The following is a 19218-nucleotide window of genomic DNA, read 5'->3' on the forward strand; positions in this document are numbered from 1 at the left end:
TCAAGCTGCGTAACGGTAAATGGGGTTGATCGGGGTGTTATGGTCAAGCTTGATCAGCTCTTCAATCAAGCCATCGTCAAGCCCATACACCCAGCCGCGCACGGTTGGTTTATGACCCTGTTTCCAGGCCGATTGAATGATGGAGGTATGCGCCAGGCGATACACCTGTTCGATAATGTTCAACTCAACCATCCGATCAAGCTGCTTCTCCGGATTGATATGATCCAACTCGTCCATATGCAGACGATAGACATCCTTGATATGCATCAGCCATTTATTGGTGATCGCCAAATCGACATTTTGCGCTTGCAATGCCGCTTTAACGCCGCCGCAACCGTAATGACCGCAGACAATCACATGTTTGACTTTCAGTACTTCAATCGCGTACTGCAACACGCTGAGGCAATTAAAGTCTGTGGTAACGACTTGGTTAGCGATGTTGCGGTGCACAAAAATTTCTCCCGGCTGGGCGTTGACCACGGTCTCCGCCGGCACCCGGCTGTCGGCGCAACCTATCCATAAAAACTCGGGACGTTGCTCCTTGGCCAAATTGACGAAATAGTCCGGATTTCTGTTTACCAGTTGTTGAGACCAGGCTTTGTTTTCTAAAAGCAGTTTGTTAGGCATGGCACGCACATTCCTTATTGAGTTGATGGTGAGGCTAAATTAACGGCTTAACCTTTCATCAACCTTTCAAAGAACGGCTGGCTATCCCAAAAGCATCTGCTAACTATTTAATACACTTTCGTCAGCATTAAAAACAATCTCGAAGCGAGTACCCTGCCTACCCTGGCCGCCACTGACTACCGTGACCCGTGCCGCATGCAAATCGGCAATTTCTTTGACAATAGCCAGACCCAAACCGCAACCCTCCCCTTGGCTGCCCTGGATTCGATAAAAGCGTTCGAAAATTTTCTCCTGCTCGATAATCGAAATGCCGGGGCCGTCGTCCTCGACAATCAGCGCCGCATGCGGCAAAGCCAGAACGCCAACATTGATATAGCCGCCGCTGTTGCCGTAGCAAATGGCATTGTCCAGCAGATTGCTGAGCAATTCGCGTAGCAAGACTTCGTCGCCAGCGACCGTCACCGCCACGTTCGGCGCGTCGAATCCCAGTTCAATATTGCGATCCAAAGCCCTGGTCACCCAATCCATACACGATTCCTGTGCCAGCTTGACCAAATCGACCGGTTTGAATTCCGGAGCGCTTTGCGACACCGATTCCGAGCGGGCGAGAACCAGCAATTGCGTACTGAGGTGAGCAACGCGGTCGGCGGCATTTTTGATATGGCCCAGCGCCGCTTTCATCGCTTCCGGGTTGTCGGCACCGAGAGCACGCTCGGCCTGTAATTTTAGACCTGCCAGCGGTGTACGCAGTTGATGCGCGGCATTTTCGATGAAACGCTGTTGGGTGATTAAGGTCGAACCCAGCCGTTGCAATAAATCGTTGATGGTATGCGTCAGCGAGCGTACTTCCAAGGGCACGTCGGCATCCAGGATCGGATTAAAGTCGCGAGCCGAACGCTCGGCCAGGTGCGCCGCCAGATCGTTCAGCGGCCTGAGCCCGCGATTAACGCCGGTCCAGACATGAAAACCGACGATGAACAGCAGCAAAAATTGTGGCGGCACCACGGCCAGTAAAATCTCGGTCATCATGCTGCGGCGCTTGTTCAGAGTTTCCGCCACCGACACCAACACGTGCTCCGAGCTTGGCGTCGGCGTGGTCAGCACCGAAACAATCCGCACTTCGTGGCCGGCTATCTCGCCGTTCGAAAAAAACGGTTCATTACTGGTTAACGTGTTAATCGCTGGACTGGGCAAGTCGGCGTCGCCGGCCATGAAGCCCTCTGCTTGCGACTCCACTTTAAAAAAGGTTTTATCGACGTCGTCCCAACGAAATACTTCGACAGCGATGGGCGGCAATTCGAAAGTGACGTGGTTTTGTTGGGCATGCACCTCTTGCGTCAACGACTTCACCGAATCCAGCAACCAGCGGTCGTAGGCCAGATCGGTATAGTGCATCGCCACGAAATAAGAAGCAGCGGCATCCAGCAATACCACGAAAAGCAGGGGCAAAGTCAGCTTGGAAAGCAGCTGGGCCCTAAGACTTTGCGGTTTATTCATCCTGACTTTTCTCCAGCAGATAACCCAGCCCGCGTAGGGTTCTGATATTGATCCCCAAGGGTTCCAGACGCTTGCGCAGCCTATGCACATACACTTCGATGGCATTGTCGGCCAGTTCCTCGGCATGGGCCGCCAGCCGTTGCGCAATATTGTCCTTGCTGACCACCCGGCCGCTGCTCAACAGCAAGGCCTCCAATACGCCATATTCCCGCGGCGGCAGCGCCATCGGCATGTCGTTGGCGCTGATCTGCTGATTGCGGGTATCCAAAGTCAATGCCCCGAAACGAATGTCATGATTAAAGCCGCCGTGACTGCGGCGCAACAACGCCCTGACCCTGGCTTCCAACTCCCGCAGTTCGAAGGGTTTGGTCATGTAATCGTCGGCGCCCAGTTCCAGACCGCTAACCCTATCGTTCAGCGCATCGCGGGCGGTCAATATCAACACCGGGATCACCGATTTGCGCGCCCGTAACTGCCGCAATACCTCCCGTCCGTCGATGTCAGGCAGGCCCAAATCCAGAATCACCAGATCGTAGGGTTGCGTCATCAGCGCGCTACCGGCGTAATTCCCGGTCTTGGCCAGCGTAGTGTCGAAGCCCCAATCGCTCAGGGTTCGCGACAAGCCGTCCCCCAATGCGGCGTCATCTTCGACTAATAAAATTCGCATGCTTTGTTTCCTATCTTGAAAGGTTAATGACTGCGGGTATCAACAGGGTGAGCCGCGCGCCAGGCGTCGCTCCATGGTATCCAAGAACACAGTCATGTTTGAAAACCTTATCACGAAACCCCCAACCTGCCGGACTGCAAACCTTTGGCCGGTGGATTTCAACCAGACAACCAATCTAGGAGCTTAAAGCTTATCAAAAATCAAACACCCTTAAATCGGAGTATTTGCGCCTCTAACTCACGCTATATCTAAGACCAAAGGTAAATCCCCTATACGTTGCTGGTATTTATTCACTGATCAATAGCACAAAAAAATACTGGCATCGAATTTGCTCAAATCTAGTCGATTTCAAATGAATATTTTACGTTTATTTCAGTCGCAGGCTTAATTCGCTCTATTAAATTAAAGATTAATAATAGATATTTTATACGTATTGTAAATTAGGCAGTTTAAAATGAAATATAAAACAACTTTATTTATGGGATTATTGGCCGCTTTAATAAGCGGATGCAATCACTCCGATACTGAGCATCCAGAAGAAATACCCAAACTGGAAGCGACCATGCCGCTACGCGAAGATACTGCGGTAACTAAGGAGTATGTTGCCCAGATTCACGCATTTCGACATATTGAAATTCGCGCATTGGAACGGGGCTATGTGCAGAATATATTTGTCGATGAAGGGCAGTTGGTTCATCAAGGCCAACCGATGTTCAAAATTATGCCAAATATTTACCAGGCCGAATTATTAAAAGCCCAGGCCGAAGCCAATGCGATAAATATCGAATACCTAAACACCAAGGGTTTGGCAGATCAAAAAATCGTCTCACCCAATGAGCTAGCCTTGGCGAAAGCCAAGCTGGACAAGGCTAACGCGGAAGTGAAGCTGGCGGAAACCCATTTGGGTTTTACCAATATTAATGCGCCATTCGAAGGCATCATGGATCATCTGGATGTGCGGACCGGCAGCTTACTGGAAGACGGCGCCTTATTAACCACATTATCGGATATCAGTAAATTGTGGGTTTATTTTAATGTGCCGGAAGCGGAATATCTTGATTATAAATTACACAAGGATGAAGACACCCGAACCAAGGTGCAATTAAAGCTCGCCAACGGCCAAGTTTACAATCAGAACGGTATTATAGAAACCATAGAAGCTGATTTTGACAATACCGCCGGCAATATCGAATTTCGCGCCACTTTTGCCAATCCGGATAAACTTCTAAGACACGGCGAAACCGGCACCATATTAATGACAAAGCCTTATAAAAATGCGTTGTTAATTCCGCAAAAAGCCACCTTCGATATTCTCGACAAAACCTACGTTTATGTCGTTAATCCAGAGGGAAAATTGGAGCAACGGCTAGTCAAAATCGAAGCCGAATTGCCGCATTTATTTATTATAAAAGAGGGCTTGAAAGACGACGACAAGGTGCTATTAGAGGGGTTGCGCAAGGTCCACGCCGGCGAAAAAGTGGAGATTAATTTAATTCCGCCGGAAAAAATTCGTTCCGAATTGGAATTGTATACCGAGTAATTCGCCAGTCGGGGATAAGCCATGTTTAATATCTTTATCAAACGCCCGGTGATGGCCATTGTATTGTCGCTGTTGTTTCTGTTCATGGGCACGCTGTCGATTAAATCCTTACCCATCTCGCAGTTCCCGGATATTGCGCCGCCGCGGGTCATTGTCTCGTTAGCGTTTCCCGGTGCCAGCGCCGACGTGTTAGTGCAATCGTCGCTGATCACCATCGAACGGGCAATCAACGGTGTACCGGGTATGAAGTACATTGTCTCGGACGCGACTAGCGCCGGCGAAGCGACGATTCAAGTCATTTTTGGCTTGGGCGTCGATCCCAACCTGGCAATGGTCAACGTCAAGACCCGCCTGGATCAGGTGATGAGCCGGTTGCCGAAGCTGGTGCAACTGGAAGGCGTCGTCGTTGAACGGGTGCAACCCAGCATGCTGATGTACGTCAATTTGTACAGCAAGGACAAGAACGCCGACGAGAAATTTCTGTTCAATTACGCCAACGTCAACGTCATCCCGGAAATTCAGCGGGTGTTCGGCATCGCTCAGGCCAAGATTTTGGGTAGCCGTCAATACGCGATGCGGGTTTGGCTGAATCCGGACCGGATGCGCGCTTACAAGGTGTCAATCGACGAGGTGATGGACGCGATAGGCAAGCAGAGCATCATCGGCCGGCCGGGCCGAATTGGGCAAAGCACCGGTATCGCCGCCCAATCCAAAGAATATGTGCTGGTGTACCAAGGCCGCTATAACAAACCCGAGCAGTACGAAAACATCATCATCCGCGCCAATTCGGAAGGCGAAATTCTGCATTTAAAAGACATCGCCAAGGTCGATCTGAGCAGCGAATTTTACGATATTTATTCCAACAAAGATTCGTTCCCGTCGGCGGCGATTGTGCTCAAGCAAAACTACGGCAGCAACGCCAGCCAGGTAATCGAGGACGTCAAAGCCAAAATGGAGGAATTGAAAGCCTCGTTTCCGGAAGGCATGGATTACGAAATCGATTACGACGTGTCCCGCTTCCTCGATGCCTCGATAGAGAAAGTCCTGCATACCTTGGGCGAGGCATTCGTGCTGGTGGCCTTGGTGGTGTTCATCTTCTTGGGCGACTGGCGTTCGACTTTGATTCCGATTTTGGCGGTGCCGGTATCGTTGATCGGCTCGTTCGCGGTGATGTCGGCTTTTGGCTTGTCGATTAACCTGATCACGCTGTTTGCGTTGGTCCTGGCGATAGGTATCGTCGTCGATGACGCCATCGTGGTCGTGGAGGCGGTACACGCCAAGATGGAAGCGGAACACGTCACACCTTACGTCGCCTCGCAAAAAGTTTTGGGCGAAATTGGCGGCGCGATTATCGCGATCACCTTGGTCATGACGTCGGTGTTTGTGCCGATTGCCTTCATGTCGGGCCCGGTCGGGGTGTTTTATCGGCAGTTCTCGATTGCGATGGCATCGTCCATCGTGATTTCCGCGATTGTCGCCTTATCGTTGGCGCCTGTTTTGTGCGCGATGATTTTGAAAAACACCCACGGCCAGCCGAAGCGCAGAACCCCGATTGGCCTGTTCATCGACGGTTTTAACTATCTGTTCGAAAAAGTCACCGGCCGCTACGTTAAAGTGCTGAACGTCGTGGTGGCTCGGCGCATTGTCACTTTGCTGGCTTTGGGTGGATTCTCGTTCGGCATTTTTCTCGTCAATCAAACCTTGCCGGCCGGTTTCATTCCCGGTGAGGACCAAGGCATGATTTACGCCATTATCCAGACCCCACCCGGTTCAACGCTAGAAGTGACCAACCAGGTTGCGCGCCAGCTGCAAAGTGTGGCAACGACGATAGACGGTGTGCAATCGGTATCGTCGCTGGCCGGCTACGAAGTATTGACCGAAGGCCGCGGTTCCAATGCCGGCACCTGCATCATCAATCTCAAGGATTGGTCGCAACGTAAAATGTCGGTGCACGACGTGATTCGAGAACTGGAGGAAAAAACCAAGGATTTTGGCGCCTTGATCGAATTTTTCGAACCGCCGCCGGTGCCGGGTTACGGCGCGGCGTCCGGTCTGGCCTTACGTCTGCTGGATAAGTCCGAAGATGTCGATTATCAAAAGTTCGACAAGATCAACCAGGACTTTATGGCCGCGCTGGGCAAGCGCAAAGAATTGACCGGACTGTTCACGTTTTACGCTGCCAATTACCCGCAATACGAACTGGTCATCGATAACCAACTGGCGATGCAGAAAGGCGTGTCCATCGATAAGGCGATGGAAAACCTGGACATCATGATCGGTAGTACTTATGAGCAGGGCTTTATCCGCTTCAACAACTTTTTCAAGGTGTATGCCCAGGCTTCGCCGGAGTTTCGCCGGTTTCCGTCGGACATTTTGAAGTTTTTCGTCAAAAACGATGCCGGTGAAATGGTCCCATATTCGTCGTTCATGACCATCAAGCAGCGCCAGGGCCCAAACGAAATTACCCGCTATAACCTGTACAACTCGGCAGCGATCCGTGCCGAGCCGGCGGCTGGTTACACCACCGGTGAGGCAATTGACGCGGTGCGGGACGTGGCGGCCAAAACCTTGCCGCGCGGTTATGACATTGCCTGGGAAGGCCTGTCGTTTGACGAAGCGGCGCGCGGCAACGAAGCGCTGATCATCTTCGGCGTAGTGTTGATGTTCGTTTATCTGGTATTGGCGGCGCAGTACGAAAGCTTCGTGTTGCCGCTAGCGGTGTTGTGTTCGTTGCCGGCCGGCATCTTTGGTTCGTTCTTTCTGTTGAAAGCGTTGGGGCTAGCCAATGACATTTATGCCCAAGTCGGCTTGGTGATGTTGATCGGCTTGCTGGGCAAGAACGCGGTATTGATCGTCGAATTCGCGGTGCAAAAACACGGCCAGGGCATGTCGGTCAAAGACGCGGCCATTGAGGGCGCGAGGGCGCGGTTCCGGCCGATTTTAATGACCTCGTTCGCCTTCATCGCCGGCTTGATCCCCTTGGTGGTGGCCACCGGCGCCGGCTCGGTCGGAAACCGCACCATAGGCAGCTCGGCACTGGGCGGCATGTTGTTCGGTACCGTGTTCGGCGTGGTGCTGATCCCTGCGCTTTATTACCTGTTCGCCAACCTAATCGAAGGTAAGTCATTGGTCAAAAACGAAGACGTCGAACCGTTAACCGAGCATTATCACTATGGAGACGACGATGAGTATTAAATGTTTAGCCGCAACGGTGGCAGCCGGCTTGCTGCTGCAAGCTTGCGGCATTCCGGACATGACCACCAAGATGGCGGATAAGCAGCTGCCCGACCAATTCAAGCCGGGAGTCATTGAGCAGGCCAGTTCTGCGACCGTGAAATGGCAAGAATTTTTCGACGATCCGCATCTGCTGAGCTTGATCGATACCGCCGTTGCCAATAACAAGGAAATCAACATCGCACTGCAACGCATCAGCATCGCCGAAAACGAAATCCAGGCCCGCAAAGGGGAATATTTGCCCTTCGTCAAACTTGGCGCGGCGGCAAGCGGCGAGAAAACCGCAAAGCACACCCGCAACGGCGCGGTCGAAGAAAATTTGGAGATTGCCAAAGGCCAGGCCTTCCCGGCTTTCCTCGGCGACTACCAATTCGGTTTGTTCTCGACTTGGGAAATCGACGTCTGGAAGAAGCTCAGGAACGCCACCCAGGTAGCGGTCTACGAATATATGGCTTCGGGTGAAGGCCGTAATTTCCTGTTGACTCATCTGGTCGCGGAAGTGGCGCATGCCTATTACGAACTGCTGGCCCTGGATAACCAGTTGGAAAATTTGCAGCAAAACATCGCGCTGCAGCAGAATGGCTTGCTGGTAGTCAGGCAATTGCAGATTTATGCGCGCACCAATACGTTGGCAGTGAAGCGTTACGAAGCCGAGGTGGCGAAAAACCAGGCCAGGCAATATGAAATCGAGCAGCAGATTACCGTTGTAGAAAACCGTATCAACACCTTGCTGGGGCGAACCCCGCAGCCTATCGAACGTTCGTCGGCCGGTTTCATGAGCATCAAGCCCAAGGCGTTGAGCGCCGGCTTGCCGTCGGAGCTGTTGCAAAACCGGCCGGACATCCGCAAAGCCGAACTGGAATTGAAGGCTGCCGACCTGAATATCGACGTTGCCAGGGCTAATTTCTACCCGTCGTTCGGCATCAAGGCCGGCGTCGGCTTTCAAGCCTTTGCCTTGAAATATCTGATCAACACGCCGGAATCATTGGCGGCCATGGTCGCCGGCGAACTGGTGGCACCGCTGGTCAACAAAAACGCGATTACCGCCGAATATAAAAACGCCAACGCCAAGCAGGTGCAGGCGGCCTATGAATACGAGCAAAGCATCATTAATGCCTATGCTGAAGTCGCCAATCAACTGTCCAACATCGATAAACTGGACAAAAACTACCAGCTCAAACGCCAGCAAGTCGATTCTTTGGTGAAATCAATCGACGTAGCCAACCAGTTGTTCATCTCGGCCCGCGCCGATTATCTGGAGGTATTGCTGACGCAACGCGATGCCTTGGAAGCGAAAAAGGAACTGATCGAAACCAAGCAAAAGCAGATTAGCGCCATGGTAGAACTCTACAAAGCGCTGGGCGGCGGTTGGCAGTCATAATGCATTTTGTTGAGATAGACTCAAGTTACCCCGGCACTGCAGTCCACCTAAATCTCACCATATTTGTGGTAGATGCCACCGGAAACCTGGTTCATAATCGCCGAGAGCAGCCTTTTACGGCAGAGCCTTTCGGTTTCAACGACGCCGGTCGTAAAAACCTGGCGCCGCTTTAAATCGATGCCAACAGCCCGCGTGCTGGAACTTATCCGGCCAAAAACAAGAGGAGAATCGCATGTCACAATTACAAAAAAACCAGGAAGCGCCCTTTTTTAGATCCGCCAATCAAGACAACAAACTCATTTACCTGTCCGATTACCAAGAGGACAAAAATGTGGTGTTGTACTTCTATCCCAAAGACGACACCCCCGGCTGCACCATTGAAGCCAACGACTTTACCGCGCTGGCCGGCGAATTCGACGCCCAGGACACCGTGATCATCGGCGTCAGCAAAGACGATTGCCAAAGCCACCGCGACTTCATCGCCAAATACGGCCTGAACGTACAACTGCTGGCCGATACCTCCGGCGACCTGTGCGAAGCTTACGGCGTCTGGCAGGAAGTGGAAAAAGACGGGGTGAAAAAATGGAAAATCGTTCGTTCGACTTTCATCATCGGCAAAGACGGCAAACTGATCGAAGCCATGTATGGTGTTAACCATGAAGGACATGCGCAGGCGGTGTTGGATATTATCAAAGGACTGAACGCGCCGGCTGAGGCATAAAAGATGACTAGGTCGGGTTGCGGCTTATGCCTATCCCGACCTACTAGATTGAATCCCACCAGCCAAGCCGACCAGAAATAGCGCTTAGCTCATACCGAATTTCCAACCCTGAGCAATCACGAACGATGCGCTTCAGGCTGTTCAACACTTCCACAGCCCTGAAAGAGGAAGTCGGCTTACCGACCGCCAAACTCTTGTCTGTAATTGGGAGGAAATAACCTTCGAAACTACTTGCTTTAGATAGCAGCCTGGACGGTTACTTTACTGTCACATCCATTTCGAAGTGATCTTAGAGTATCTTTGAGTAAAGAACTTCGTGCAATGGATGTCCCGTCAACGCCGACGATGTGCGCTCTTTATCGGTGAGTGTAAAACCACAACCCGCATACGCAGCTTCAGCAGGGGAATTGCCTTTGATGCACCACAGCTCGATGCAGGCAAAACCTAAATTGAATGATTCCGCCACTGAACGATCAACGAGTTTTCTCCCTAATCCTTGGCGCCAATGGGCAGGCGACACATTGAGCGCCCAAAGTTCAACAGTCAGTTCCTGTGTCGGATAACGAGGTGCGCCGATAATTGAAAAGCCAACCGTATTGCCTTCGTCCTCCGCAACAAACACCATGAACTCTCTGGTTGGATTAGTTAACCGTTCTGTTAGTGCGTCCAGGTTTGCGGAAGGATCTAACGACGCCAAGAACTCCGACGGCATGAACGGCTGGTAAGCAGCGCGCCAAGCCGCCACGCGAATTTGACCAATGGCTTTTGCATCGGCCGGAATAGCAAGACGTATCGACATGGGCGAGATCACGAATAAGGTTGTTGTTTGCCAGTCTATCTTTTCGTAGCGATGAGCCATTGTAGCCTCGATGCAGCGTCAGCGGAATCGAGGGCGTCGGCTTACCGACCACCAAACACATATTGGCAATTGCAGGATATTGGCCTTCGAAACCTCGATTCCATCGAGGCTACTTGCTATTGAGCCCCAAAACATCACGTATGGATTCATTGTCTGGCCCGCTCCGATGCAAAAGCCACCAAACGCAGGCCTGCCCAATTGCTCGGCTGATAGCACCAATGCTTTGGAGATGCATTTCGCATAGAGAGATTGGATCTGAGGCTTCCGTAGACACGTCATGATGGCCATGCGTCTCTAGTGACATGAACCGATAGAAGACCGTGTACAAATCCGAAACCTCAGCTTCCCTGGCTAACTCTTCTACGCTCCTCCGTTTGGGAATGTTTTTCATTTGCTCGGTTTCTAGAAACTCTGCGGTAGCTTCTTCTCCTGTATGCCTGTTCTTGATTTTTGCCGTTCCGGCCTTCAAGTTGATCTTGAGCGCTTTGGCGAGTTCTGCAGTTGCCGAGCTCTGATGTTCTTGAGCATTTTCAATCGAACGGATAGCCCACAGGACTGTGATCAGTTGCTCAAGTAGACAGCGCCCAATAATGCCTAAGCAAGCAGCATTATGGTTAGCACCCAATGCAGCAGCTCCGCGCACTAGTTCTGCTGTGCGGCTTAGTTGCTGGCGGGCAATTTCATCCCTCAGGTCCAATTGCCCCACAGCATCAATTTCAGATGCAGCAATGAGTCGCGCAACCTGCTCATTCAAGAAGCTAACCAATTCGTCCAGTGCTGTTGTGGCAGTTGTCATGATGTATGAACGTGATCACTAACGTAAGCTATGACATCAGTTGTCAAATAAACTGGCGCATTTAACGCATAACTCTTACTGTTTGCGCTCAAATGATTGATTTTTAGTGTGAGTGGAAATTTAACATTCCAAGTGGCGGTGAAAAATACGACACCCATAAACTTAGAGAAAACTATACCATCCCTGACACTTGGCTTCTAGGCGCTAAAGCCTTGTAGGTTGGGCACGCCTTTTGTGCCTACGCGGAACTAACCTTGCACCGATGAAACGGTGGGCACAACAGCATAGCCCACCCTTTTGATTTCCAATTTCAATCAACTAAACCACCTCATCCGGTAAAAACCCACCCGCCTGCATCGTCCACAGCCGGTAATAAAAACCCTGCTTAGCCAACAATTCCTGATGACTGCCATCCTCGACGATACGGCCTTGATCGAACACCAGCACCCGATCCAGATGGGCGATGGTGGAGAGGCGGTGGGCGATGGCGATGACGGTTTTGCGGCCCATGACCCGCTCCAGGTTTTCCTGAATGGTTTTTTCGGTGACCGAGTCCAGGCTGGAGGTGGCTTCGTCCAGGATTAGGATGGGGGCATCTTTCAGCATCACCCGGGCGATGGCGATGCGCTGGCGTTGGCCGCCTGAGAGTTTGACTCCGCGCTCGCCGACCAGTGATTCATAGCCTTCGGGCATGGCCGCGATAAACTCTTCGGCATGCGCCAGTTTGGCGGCGAAGCTGATTTGCGCGTCGTCGGCGTCCAATTTGCCGTAGCCGATGTTTTCCTTCAGACTGCGGTGAAACAGACTGGGATCTTGCGGAATCAGGCTGATTTGCGCATGCAGGGAATCCTGGGTCGCCAGTAAAATATCTTGGCCGTCGACGAGGATTTGCCCGGCTTGCGGTTCGAAGTTGCGCAGGATCAAATTCACAAACGTCGATTTGCCGGAACCGGAGAAGCCAACCAAACCCACCCGCTGCCCCGGCTCGATCACCACATTCAAATGATCGAATACTTGTCGGCCCGGCTCGTAACTAAAGCAGACGTTTTTAAATTCGATGCGGCCTTGGTTGATTTGCAGAGGTTTGGCGTCCGGCAGGTCGATGATTTCGTGGCTTTGAATGATGGTGTCGACGCCGTTGGCGACGTTGCCGACGTACTCAAAAAACTCCAGAAAGCGTCGACTCAAATTGCGGGCATCGCCGATCACCAAAATCGCCAGTCCGGTACTCATGGCAAAGGCACCGACGCTGATTTCCCCGGCTTGCCACAGCTGCAAGGCGTAGCCGATGGTGCCGATCTTTAAAATGGCGGCAGCGGTGAATTGAAACCAGCGCACCCGCTCCATATACCAAAAGGTGCGGCGGGCGCTTTTTAATTCGGTAGCCAGAAAGCCGTCCAGATATTCGCGTTCGTGTTGTAAGCGGGCGAACAATTTGGCGTTGAGAATATTCGTCACCGCATCGACGATCTTACCGTTGACCATACTGCGGGTGGCCGCAAAATCCTGGGCGTAGGGTTGGCAACGGGTGGCCAGCCAATAGGAGATCAAAACGTACAGCAGCACCCAGGCGGCCACGAATAAACCCAGGCCTTGATGCACGCCCAGCAATAGCGTGACTGACACCGTAAACGTCACCGCGATCGGCCAGAAATCGCAGATGATGGACCAGGTGGTGTGATTGACGCTCATCGCCGTTTCGCTGATGCGATGCGCCAGCGCGCCGGCGAAATGGTTGCCAAAGTAGCGCGGCGCGTGGTTTTGCAGATAAGCGAACAAGGACCTTGCCGTGCCCTGCCGCAAGCGCGGCCCCATGATGATCAGCACCGCGCCGCTGCTGCGGCTGAAAATAATCTCCGCCAGATTCAGGCCGGCCAGCAATAGTAAGGGTTGTTTGAAAGTCTCCAGCCAATCAACAACCGGCACGGGCTGACTAGCAACCGCGTCCATCAAGGCTTTAATCGCATACGGCACCAAGATGCTGCCGGCTGCTTGGCCGGTTTCCAGTATCAGCATCAACAGCAACAGCCAGCGGAACGGCTTCAAGCAAAACAGGATAAAACGCCAGGGGTTGGCGGGTAATGGCGGTGCGTCCGCGGCGCGGCGGAGACCTTCCTTGGTGGGCGATTTGGACATGATGGCGTCAAGTAAGAAAGCGGCCTGCCATTATAGCCAATTGCCCGGCGGCCGCGCCGTTGATGAACGGGCCAGGTGGAGCAGCGTTATATCAGTAACGCATTCGATACCACCACATGCCGACCATTTCGTGGGCCAGCAGGAAGCTGTTGGACCAAGCTGTTGGAGACGGCAACCAATCCAGCCAGCGGGATTTGCCTGCGTGACCGATAAAGGCCGTTGGCGCCGGCAAGACCTCAAAACCGGCTTTACGAAACTCCAAAGCAGCTCGCGGCATGTGGTAGGCCTGGGTGACCAGGACAATCTTATTAATACCTAACTCATTCAACAGCTCGCGACTGAAACGGGCATTTTCGGCAGTATTGCTGCTGCGCGGCTCCCGCCAGGCCACTGGAGTTTTAAACTCGCTCTCCAAGGTTTGCGCCATCAAATCCGCTTCGGGAATTTCATCCGGCTCCAGCATACCGCCCCCGGAAGCCAAAATCGGCAAACCCAGCTCCCCGGCCAACTTGGCAGCATAGCGCACACGCAGCAAGGTTCTGACATGTAAAGTAACCTGCCCAGGATATTCCGGCGCTGACGTTTCGATGCCGCCTCCTATCACCACCAAGACCTGCGGTTTAAATTGCTGCACGGCTTCGGTAGAAAGAGGCGGAACCCTTTCCCAGAGCATGGCCCAGTGCTTAACCACAATCGGCAAACTCAATAACCACAACAGTGCCAGACAGACTATCGCCATGTTCTTTCCCCATTTACGCTTGCGCAAAAGCAAGCCAACCAGCGCCAGCATCGCCAAAGAGGTTGGCGGCAACAACAGCAGCTTGATAACGTAGATAGCGATGATGGACATGGGACACGATCATCCTTGAGCAAGTATTAGTCAATATGGCTATAGACAAACCACATTGGGAGTGAACTAGAGACGCAAGGTTTTTGCGTCTCTAAAGGCTTAGCGCGGTTATATCGCCAATCTGGAAATCCCCACCGCTTCCCGCAAGGTATTGATAAACGGCCGGGTGATGGCACGGGCTTTCTCGGCGCCTTCCTGCAATTGCTGCTCGATATGCTCCGGCGCTTCCATTAAGGCTTCGTAACGCTCGCGAGCCGGGGCGATTTCATCGTTGATTTTCTCGAACAACACCTGCTTCATCTCGCCCCAGCCTATGCCTTCGGCGTAGCGTTGGCGGATCGCTTCGACTTCGTGGTGATTGGCAAAGGCCTGATAGATACCAAACAAGGTGCAACCTTCCGTATCCTTGGGTTCGCCCGGTTCCAGCGAGTTGGTTTTGATCTTGTTGATCAGTTTCCGCAGTTTCTTTTCCGGCTCGAACAACGGGATGGTGTTGTTGTAGCTTTTGCTCATCTTGCGGCCATCCAGGCCTAGCAAGGTAGCGGCGTTGTCGTCCAGCACCGCTTCCGGCAAGACAAAATGTTCACCGTAAATATGGTTAAAGCGGCTGGCGATGTCGCGGGCCATTTCGATATGCTGGATTTGATCCTTGCCCACCGGCACCTTGTTGGCGTTGAACATCAAAATATCGGCGGCCATCAGGATGGGGTAACTGAACAAGCCCATCGTGATGCCTTTGTCCGGATCGTTGCCTTCGGTTTCTTCGTTTTCGGCGACGGCGGCTTTATAAGCATGGGCGCGATTCATCAAGCCCTTGGCGGTCACGCAAGTCAGCATCCAGGTCAGTTCCAGAATTTCCGGCACATCGGACTGGCGGTAAAACACCGCGTTGGAGGTATCCAATCCCAGCGCCAGCCAGGTCGCGGCGATTTCCAGGCTGGATTGCTTGACCCTGGCAGGCTCGTTGCATTTGATCAGCGCATGGTAGTCGGCCAGAAAATAAAACGGTCTGACCTGCTCGTCTTTGCTGGCATTGATCGCCGGCCGGATCGCCCCGGCGTAATTGCCAAGATGCGGCGTGCCGGTGGTGGTGATACCGGTAAGGACAATGGATTTACTCATGCTGCTGCCTGCGCTGTCTGTAATGAAAAAGTGGCGGAATTTTACACAAATAGCCTGGGATAGTCAGGCAATAAAACCGCCGAACCTGGCAATTGCCTGGATGCCAACTGCGTCACAGCCCGCCCAAAAAATCCGCTGATTCGGGCGATATGAGCCACTATTTCCTAACCAGAGCCACGGATTTTTATAGTAAACTCCCTGCGACTGATTTTTTACCCAACCACTGCCAATCCGAATCGGGGGAAGCCAATGCTGAATCATGATGAAAAACGCGATTACATCCGTATGGATGTGGACTGTGACATTACCTATAAGCTGGCCGATTCCAGCGAGGTCAGTACCGGTAAATGCACAACGCTGAGCGGCGCCGGCGTATCGTTTATTGCCAACCGGCCGTTCGATGTCGGTTTAGCCATGGAAGTCAGCATCATGCCGAAAACCCAAATCACCCCACCGATGACGGCCTTCATCGAAGTGGTGCGTAGCGTCAAACAAGGCGACGGCAGCTTTGAAATAGCCGCATCAATCAAAAGCATTAAAGGCAATTAAGGACAACACCCGCTCCTGACAAGGACGTAGCACGCTATGTATATCATCACCAAAGAAGTTTATTTTTGCTACGGCCACCGCCTGATGAACCATCCGGGCAAGTGCCGCAACTTGCACGGCCACAGCGTCAAAGCCAGCATCTCCATCAAACAAAACAGCCTAAACGACCAAGGCATGGTCTGCGATTTTTCCGACGTGAAAGACTGCGTGGATGGCTTTATCAATAAGGTGCTGGATCACAACTTTTTACTGCATAAAGACGACCCTATCATCCCGGCCCTGGTCGCCAACCACGAACAGTTTTTGGCAATCGACGAACATCCCACCGCCGAAGTACTGAGTAAGATGATTTACCAGCACGTCAAACAACAAGGCTTTAATGTCGATCAAGTGGTGTTGTGGGAAACCGCCAGCGCCAATGCTTGCTATCGGGAAGACTAAGCATGAGCTTGGTGCAACCGGTCAACACCGCACTCTGCCTGGAAAAGATCTGCGAATCCAATTATCAGAAGTTGTTCAGGCTGATTCCGAATCTGCGCTCTTTTGATAAAACCGCCGTCGGCCTGACTCAAAACAAACCGGCGCTGTATCTGCAAGTGCTGGAGCGTAACCCCTACACCTTGACGATAGAACTTAGCCATTGCTTCGACCAACAACTGTCAGAGCACATCGTGCCGGCGGTGAAAATTCGGATTTATCTGGATGCGCAATTGGCGGAAGTGCTGCGCGACATTGACCGGCCGACAGTCGATAAGGTTTACCAAGATCCCGGCAGTCTAGTGGAAATCAGAAACTACAAATGGCGCTTAAACTATTTCCTGCAAAAGTGGCTGGATCATTGCCTTAAGACTGATTACCGCTTCACGCACGACAAACTCAACCAAGCTGCTGCTGTAAAGCCGCTCTGACACAACGCAACACGCCGTAACTGTAAGCGCCGCCCAGTTGCTCGTAGACCGGCTTCAAGGCATTGCGTTGTTCTTCCGGCAAGCTTAACAACACCGCTTCGATTTCACTGACTTCCGCCGGCGACAAGCTCAACACATCGCCCAGCGCCACCAGCCCCAGTTCCAGACTTTTGGCCATGTGATTGTAAATCGTGTCCTCGCTCAGGCCACGCTGTTTCGCCACTTGCTCGACGCTATAGCCCAATCTGAATAAATCCAGACTTTCCGCAACCGTGTCGGTGGCTGACACCGGCGGCTCGTCGTCGAATTGGGCTAACACCGCCAAAAACTCATCGCCGTATAATTCCAGTTTGCGTTGGCCGATACCGGACAACATGCTCAATTGCTGATGATTACGCGGCCGAGCATCGACCATCGCCATCAAAGTCGCATCGTGAAAAATCACATAGGGCGGCACGTCCTGCTCGTCGGCCAATTCTTTGCGTTTGGCTCGCAAAGCATTCCACAAGGCGCTGTCCGCCGCGCCACCCGGTTGGCGTTTTTCGGGTTTTTCGCGGCGGGTCTTGGCGATCTGCGCATCCTTGCGCAACATCAAAGTTTGCTCACCCCGCAACACCGGCCGGCAGGCGTCGGTCAATTTCAAACTACCGTGACCTTCGAAATCGATTTCCACCAAAGACTTGGCGACCAATTGCCGAAACACCGAGCGCCATTGTTTTTCGTCCAGCGCTTTACCGATCCCGAAGGTGGACTGCTTGTCATGGCCGAACTGGCGCATCCGGTCGTCGCTTTTGCCCAGCAACACATCAATCAAATAGGTCACGCCAAAACGCTGGCCGGTGCGATAGATGCACGACAAGGCTTGCTGCGCGGCAACGCTGCCATCCCAGGTTTCCACCGGCTCCAGGCAAGTATCGCAATTGCCGCAGCCCTGCTCCAGAACGTCACCAAAGTAGCCAAGCAGCGCCTGCCGCCGGCAACTGACCATTTCGCACAAGGCCAGCATCGCATCCAGTTTGTGCAATTCAATCCGCTTGTGCGCCTCGTCGGCATTGGATGAACCGAGCATTTGCCTTAGCGTCAATACGTCCTGCAAGCCGTAAGCCATCCAGGCGTTGGCCGGCAGGCCGTCGCGGCCGGCCCGGCCCGTCTCTTGATAATAGGCTTCCACGCTTTTCGGCAAGTCCAGATGCGCCACGAAGCGCACGTTAGGCTTGTCTATGCCCATGCCAAAAGCAATGGTGGCGACGATGATCAAACCGTCTTCCATCAAAAACTGGTGTTGATTCTTCTGCCGCTCTCTATGCTCCATGCCGGCATGATACGGCAGGGCTTTCAAGCCCTTACCGTTCAGCCACTCGGCGGTTTCCTCGACTTTTTTACGCGACAAGCAATAAACGATGCCGGTGTCGCCGGGGTGTTCGCTGCGGATAAAGGTCAATAATTGCTGACGGGCATTGTCTTTTTGAATGATCCGATAGCGAATATTCGGCCGGTCGAAACCGCTGACGAACACCTGAGCCTGTTCCAGCGCCAGCCGGGTAATGATTTCCTGGCGGGTACGCTCGTCCGCTGTGGCGGTTAAAGCGATGCGCGGTACTTGCGGAAACTGTTCGTGCAACACCGACAACAACAAATAATCGGCGCGAAAATCGTGGCCCCATTGCGATACGCAATGCGCCTCGTCGATGGCAAACAAAGCGATCTTGCAGCGGGCGAACAAGGCCTGGGTTCTGGCGTTGGATAAGCGCTCAGGGGCAATGTACAGCAAATCCAACTCGCCGTTCTGCAACTTCTGTTCGATCTCGCGCACCTGCTCCAGCGCCAGCGTCGAATTTAAATAGGCCGCTCGCACGCCCACTTGATGCAAGGCGCTGACCTGATCTTGCATCAGCGCAATCAGCGGCGAAATGACGATGCCGACGCCGTCCATCACCAGGGCCGGAATCTGATAGCACAAGGACTTGCCGCCGCCGGTCGGCATCAATACCAACACATCCCGGCCGCCGATCAATTGTTCGATAATCTGTTGCTGCTGGCCGCGAAAACTGTCGTAGCCGAACACGCTACGCAGGGTTTGCAGGGCGGGGTTATTGGTCATAAATCATTACTTGCTAAATCTAAACCGGCAAAAAAGTTGTCGAGGTATTAGACCATAGATCAGGCCATCATCCGCAACCGCCCGATCCATGCGAAATCCGCTACGGCCTTCTACGCCTTGAAATAGTAACGCACATCCCCAATCTCCTTAATTCAATGTACAGCACGCCGATTTCAACAATTCAAAATCCACCCTATATAATGCCGCGCTTACCCAAGCCGCGGAAGGCG

General features: G+C 52.7%; 16 protein-coding genes. 7 read left to right on the plus strand and 9 right to left on the minus strand.

The window, feature by feature from the left end:
- The 3 genes from can to CWO84_RS07235 all read right to left on the minus strand — a co-directional run bounded on the left by can (position 1) and on the right by CWO84_RS07235 (position 2791).
- The gene (gene can / locus CWO84_RS07225; RefSeq protein WP_033157080.1) at positions 1-627 is read right to left on the minus strand and encodes a carbonate dehydratase; all 627 of its coding nucleotides are present in this window, start codon (positions 625-627) and stop codon (positions 1-3) included.
- Positions 628-726: 99 nt separating this feature from the next.
- Positions 727-2124: a sensor histidine kinase gene (locus CWO84_RS07230; protein ID WP_101052183.1), complete on the minus strand. Its 1398-nt coding sequence runs from the start codon at positions 2122-2124 to the stop codon at positions 727-729.
- A complete protein-coding gene (locus CWO84_RS07235) occupies positions 2117-2791 on the minus strand; it encodes a response regulator transcription factor (RefSeq protein WP_101052184.1) in 675 nt (224 codons plus the stop codon). Before CWO84_RS07235 ends, CWO84_RS07230 begins: the two co-directional genes overlap by 8 nt.
- Positions 2792-3245: 454 nt before the next feature.
- Between CWO84_RS07235 and CWO84_RS07240 the strand changes: the two genes are divergently transcribed.
- The 4 genes from CWO84_RS07240 to CWO84_RS07255 all read left to right on the plus strand — a co-directional run bounded on the left by CWO84_RS07240 (position 3246) and on the right by CWO84_RS07255 (position 9667).
- Complete coding sequence (locus CWO84_RS07240; protein WP_101052185.1) at positions 3246-4331, plus strand: efflux RND transporter periplasmic adaptor subunit; 1086 nt, start codon at positions 3246-3248, stop codon at positions 4329-4331.
- A 21-nt stretch (positions 4332-4352) separates the two neighbouring features.
- The gene (locus CWO84_RS07245) at positions 4353-7526 is read left to right on the plus strand and encodes an efflux RND transporter permease subunit (RefSeq protein ID WP_101052186.1); all 3174 of its coding nucleotides are present in this window, start codon (positions 4353-4355) and stop codon (positions 7524-7526) included.
- A complete protein-coding gene (locus CWO84_RS07250; protein ID WP_033157085.1) occupies positions 7516-8946 on the plus strand; it encodes an efflux transporter outer membrane subunit in 1431 nt (476 codons plus the stop codon). The genes CWO84_RS07245 and CWO84_RS07250 overlap by 11 nt, the downstream gene beginning before the upstream one ends.
- 232 nt (positions 8947-9178) lie before the next feature.
- Entirely contained in the window at positions 9179-9667 is a 489-nt protein-coding gene (locus tag CWO84_RS07255; RefSeq protein ID WP_033157086.1) for a peroxiredoxin, read from the plus strand.
- Positions 9668-9956: 289 nt separating this feature from the next.
- Here the strand turns inward: CWO84_RS07255 and CWO84_RS07260 are convergent, their stop codons facing one another.
- The 5 genes from CWO84_RS07260 to CWO84_RS07280 all read right to left on the minus strand — a co-directional run bounded on the left by CWO84_RS07260 (position 9957) and on the right by CWO84_RS07280 (position 15430).
- The gene (locus tag CWO84_RS07260; protein ID WP_101052188.1) at positions 9957-10526 is read right to left on the minus strand and encodes a GNAT family N-acetyltransferase; all 570 of its coding nucleotides are present in this window, start codon (positions 10524-10526) and stop codon (positions 9957-9959) included.
- A gap of 109 nt (positions 10527-10635) precedes the next feature.
- Entirely contained in the window at positions 10636-11322 is a 687-nt protein-coding gene (locus tag CWO84_RS07265; RefSeq protein ID WP_201799018.1) for a DUF5677 domain-containing protein, read from the minus strand.
- A gap of 318 nt (positions 11323-11640) precedes the next feature.
- Positions 11641-13458 (minus strand): ABC transporter ATP-binding protein, encoded by a 1818-nt coding sequence (locus tag CWO84_RS07270; RefSeq protein ID WP_101052189.1) that lies wholly within the window; start codon positions 13456-13458, stop codon positions 11641-11643.
- Positions 13459-13549: 91 nt separating this feature from the next.
- On the minus strand, positions 13550-14308 hold the full coding sequence (locus CWO84_RS07275; RefSeq protein WP_033157088.1) for a YdcF family protein: 759 nt from the start codon (positions 14306-14308) through the stop codon (positions 13550-13552).
- Between the two features lie 108 nt (positions 14309-14416).
- On the minus strand, positions 14417-15430 hold the full coding sequence (locus tag CWO84_RS07280) for a tryptophan--tRNA ligase (protein ID WP_033157089.1): 1014 nt from the start codon (positions 15428-15430) through the stop codon (positions 14417-14419).
- Between the two features lie 249 nt (positions 15431-15679).
- On the opposite strand from CWO84_RS07280, the gene CWO84_RS07285 reads away from it, so the two are divergent.
- From CWO84_RS07285 to CWO84_RS07295, 3 genes are read left to right on the plus strand one after another with little or no spacing between them, the layout of a single operon-like run.
- On the plus strand, positions 15680-15979 hold the full coding sequence (locus tag CWO84_RS07285) for a PilZ domain-containing protein (RefSeq protein ID WP_033157090.1): 300 nt from the start codon (positions 15680-15682) through the stop codon (positions 15977-15979).
- Positions 15980-16015: 36 nt separating this feature from the next.
- Entirely contained in the window at positions 16016-16420 is a 405-nt protein-coding gene (locus tag CWO84_RS07290) for a 6-carboxytetrahydropterin synthase (protein ID WP_033157091.1), read from the plus strand.
- Between the two features lie 2 nt (positions 16421-16422).
- Entirely contained in the window at positions 16423-16887 is a 465-nt protein-coding gene (locus tag CWO84_RS07295) for a DUF1249 domain-containing protein (protein ID WP_033157092.1), read from the plus strand.
- Here the strand turns inward: CWO84_RS07295 and recQ are convergent.
- Positions 16856-18988, minus strand: coding sequence for a DNA helicase RecQ (recQ, locus tag CWO84_RS07300; protein WP_033157093.1), 2133 nt, complete (start codon positions 18986-18988; stop codon positions 16856-16858). The two genes, CWO84_RS07295 and recQ, sit on opposite strands and share 32 nt — an antisense overlap.
- Positions 18989-19218 lie beyond the last annotated feature (230 nt).

Source organism: Methylomonas sp. Kb3, from assembly GCF_002834115.1.
In the GTDB taxonomy this organism is placed as follows: Bacteria; Pseudomonadota; Gammaproteobacteria; order Methylococcales; family Methylomonadaceae; genus Methylomonas; species Methylomonas defluvii.

What these genes read in the sequence shown, in the direction of transcription:
- can (WP_033157080.1), bottom strand. Translation starts at nt 627, where the DNA reads ATGCCTAACAAACTGCTTTTAGAAAACAAAGCCTGGTCTCAACAACTG.
- CWO84_RS07230 (WP_101052183.1), bottom strand. Translation starts at nt 2,124, where the DNA reads ATGAATAAACCGCAAAGTCTTAGGGCCCAGCTGCTTTCCAAGCTGACT.
- CWO84_RS07235 (WP_101052184.1), bottom strand. Translation starts at nt 2,791, where the DNA reads ATGCGAATTTTATTAGTCGAAGATGACGCCGCATTGGGGGACGGCTTG.
- CWO84_RS07240 (WP_101052185.1), top strand. Translation starts at nt 3,246, where the DNA reads ATGAAATATAAAACAACTTTATTTATGGGATTATTGGCCGCTTTAATA.
- CWO84_RS07245 (WP_101052186.1), top strand. Translation starts at nt 4,353, where the DNA reads ATGTTTAATATCTTTATCAAACGCCCGGTGATGGCCATTGTATTGTCG.
- CWO84_RS07250 (WP_033157085.1), top strand. Translation starts at nt 7,516, where the DNA reads ATGAGTATTAAATGTTTAGCCGCAACGGTGGCAGCCGGCTTGCTGCTG.
- CWO84_RS07255 (WP_033157086.1), top strand. Translation starts at nt 9,179, where the DNA reads ATGTCACAATTACAAAAAAACCAGGAAGCGCCCTTTTTTAGATCCGCC.
- CWO84_RS07260 (WP_101052188.1), bottom strand. Translation starts at nt 10,526, where the DNA reads ATGGCTCATCGCTACGAAAAGATAGACTGGCAAACAACAACCTTATTC.
- CWO84_RS07265 (WP_201799018.1), bottom strand. Translation starts at nt 11,322, where the DNA reads ATGACAACTGCCACAACAGCACTGGACGAATTGGTTAGCTTCTTGAAT.
- CWO84_RS07270 (WP_101052189.1), bottom strand. Translation starts at nt 13,458, where the DNA reads ATGTCCAAATCGCCCACCAAGGAAGGTCTCCGCCGCGCCGCGGACGCA.
- CWO84_RS07275 (WP_033157088.1), bottom strand. Translation starts at nt 14,308, where the DNA reads ATGTCCATCATCGCTATCTACGTTATCAAGCTGCTGTTGTTGCCGCCA.
- CWO84_RS07280 (WP_033157089.1), bottom strand. Translation starts at nt 15,430, where the DNA reads ATGAGTAAATCCATTGTCCTTACCGGTATCACCACCACCGGCACGCCG.
- CWO84_RS07285 (WP_033157090.1), top strand. Translation starts at nt 15,680, where the DNA reads ATGCTGAATCATGATGAAAAACGCGATTACATCCGTATGGATGTGGAC.
- CWO84_RS07290 (WP_033157091.1), top strand. Translation starts at nt 16,016, where the DNA reads ATGTATATCATCACCAAAGAAGTTTATTTTTGCTACGGCCACCGCCTG.
- CWO84_RS07295 (WP_033157092.1), top strand. Translation starts at nt 16,423, where the DNA reads ATGAGCTTGGTGCAACCGGTCAACACCGCACTCTGCCTGGAAAAGATC.
- recQ (WP_033157093.1), bottom strand. Translation starts at nt 18,988, where the DNA reads ATGACCAATAACCCCGCCCTGCAAACCCTGCGTAGCGTGTTCGGCTAC.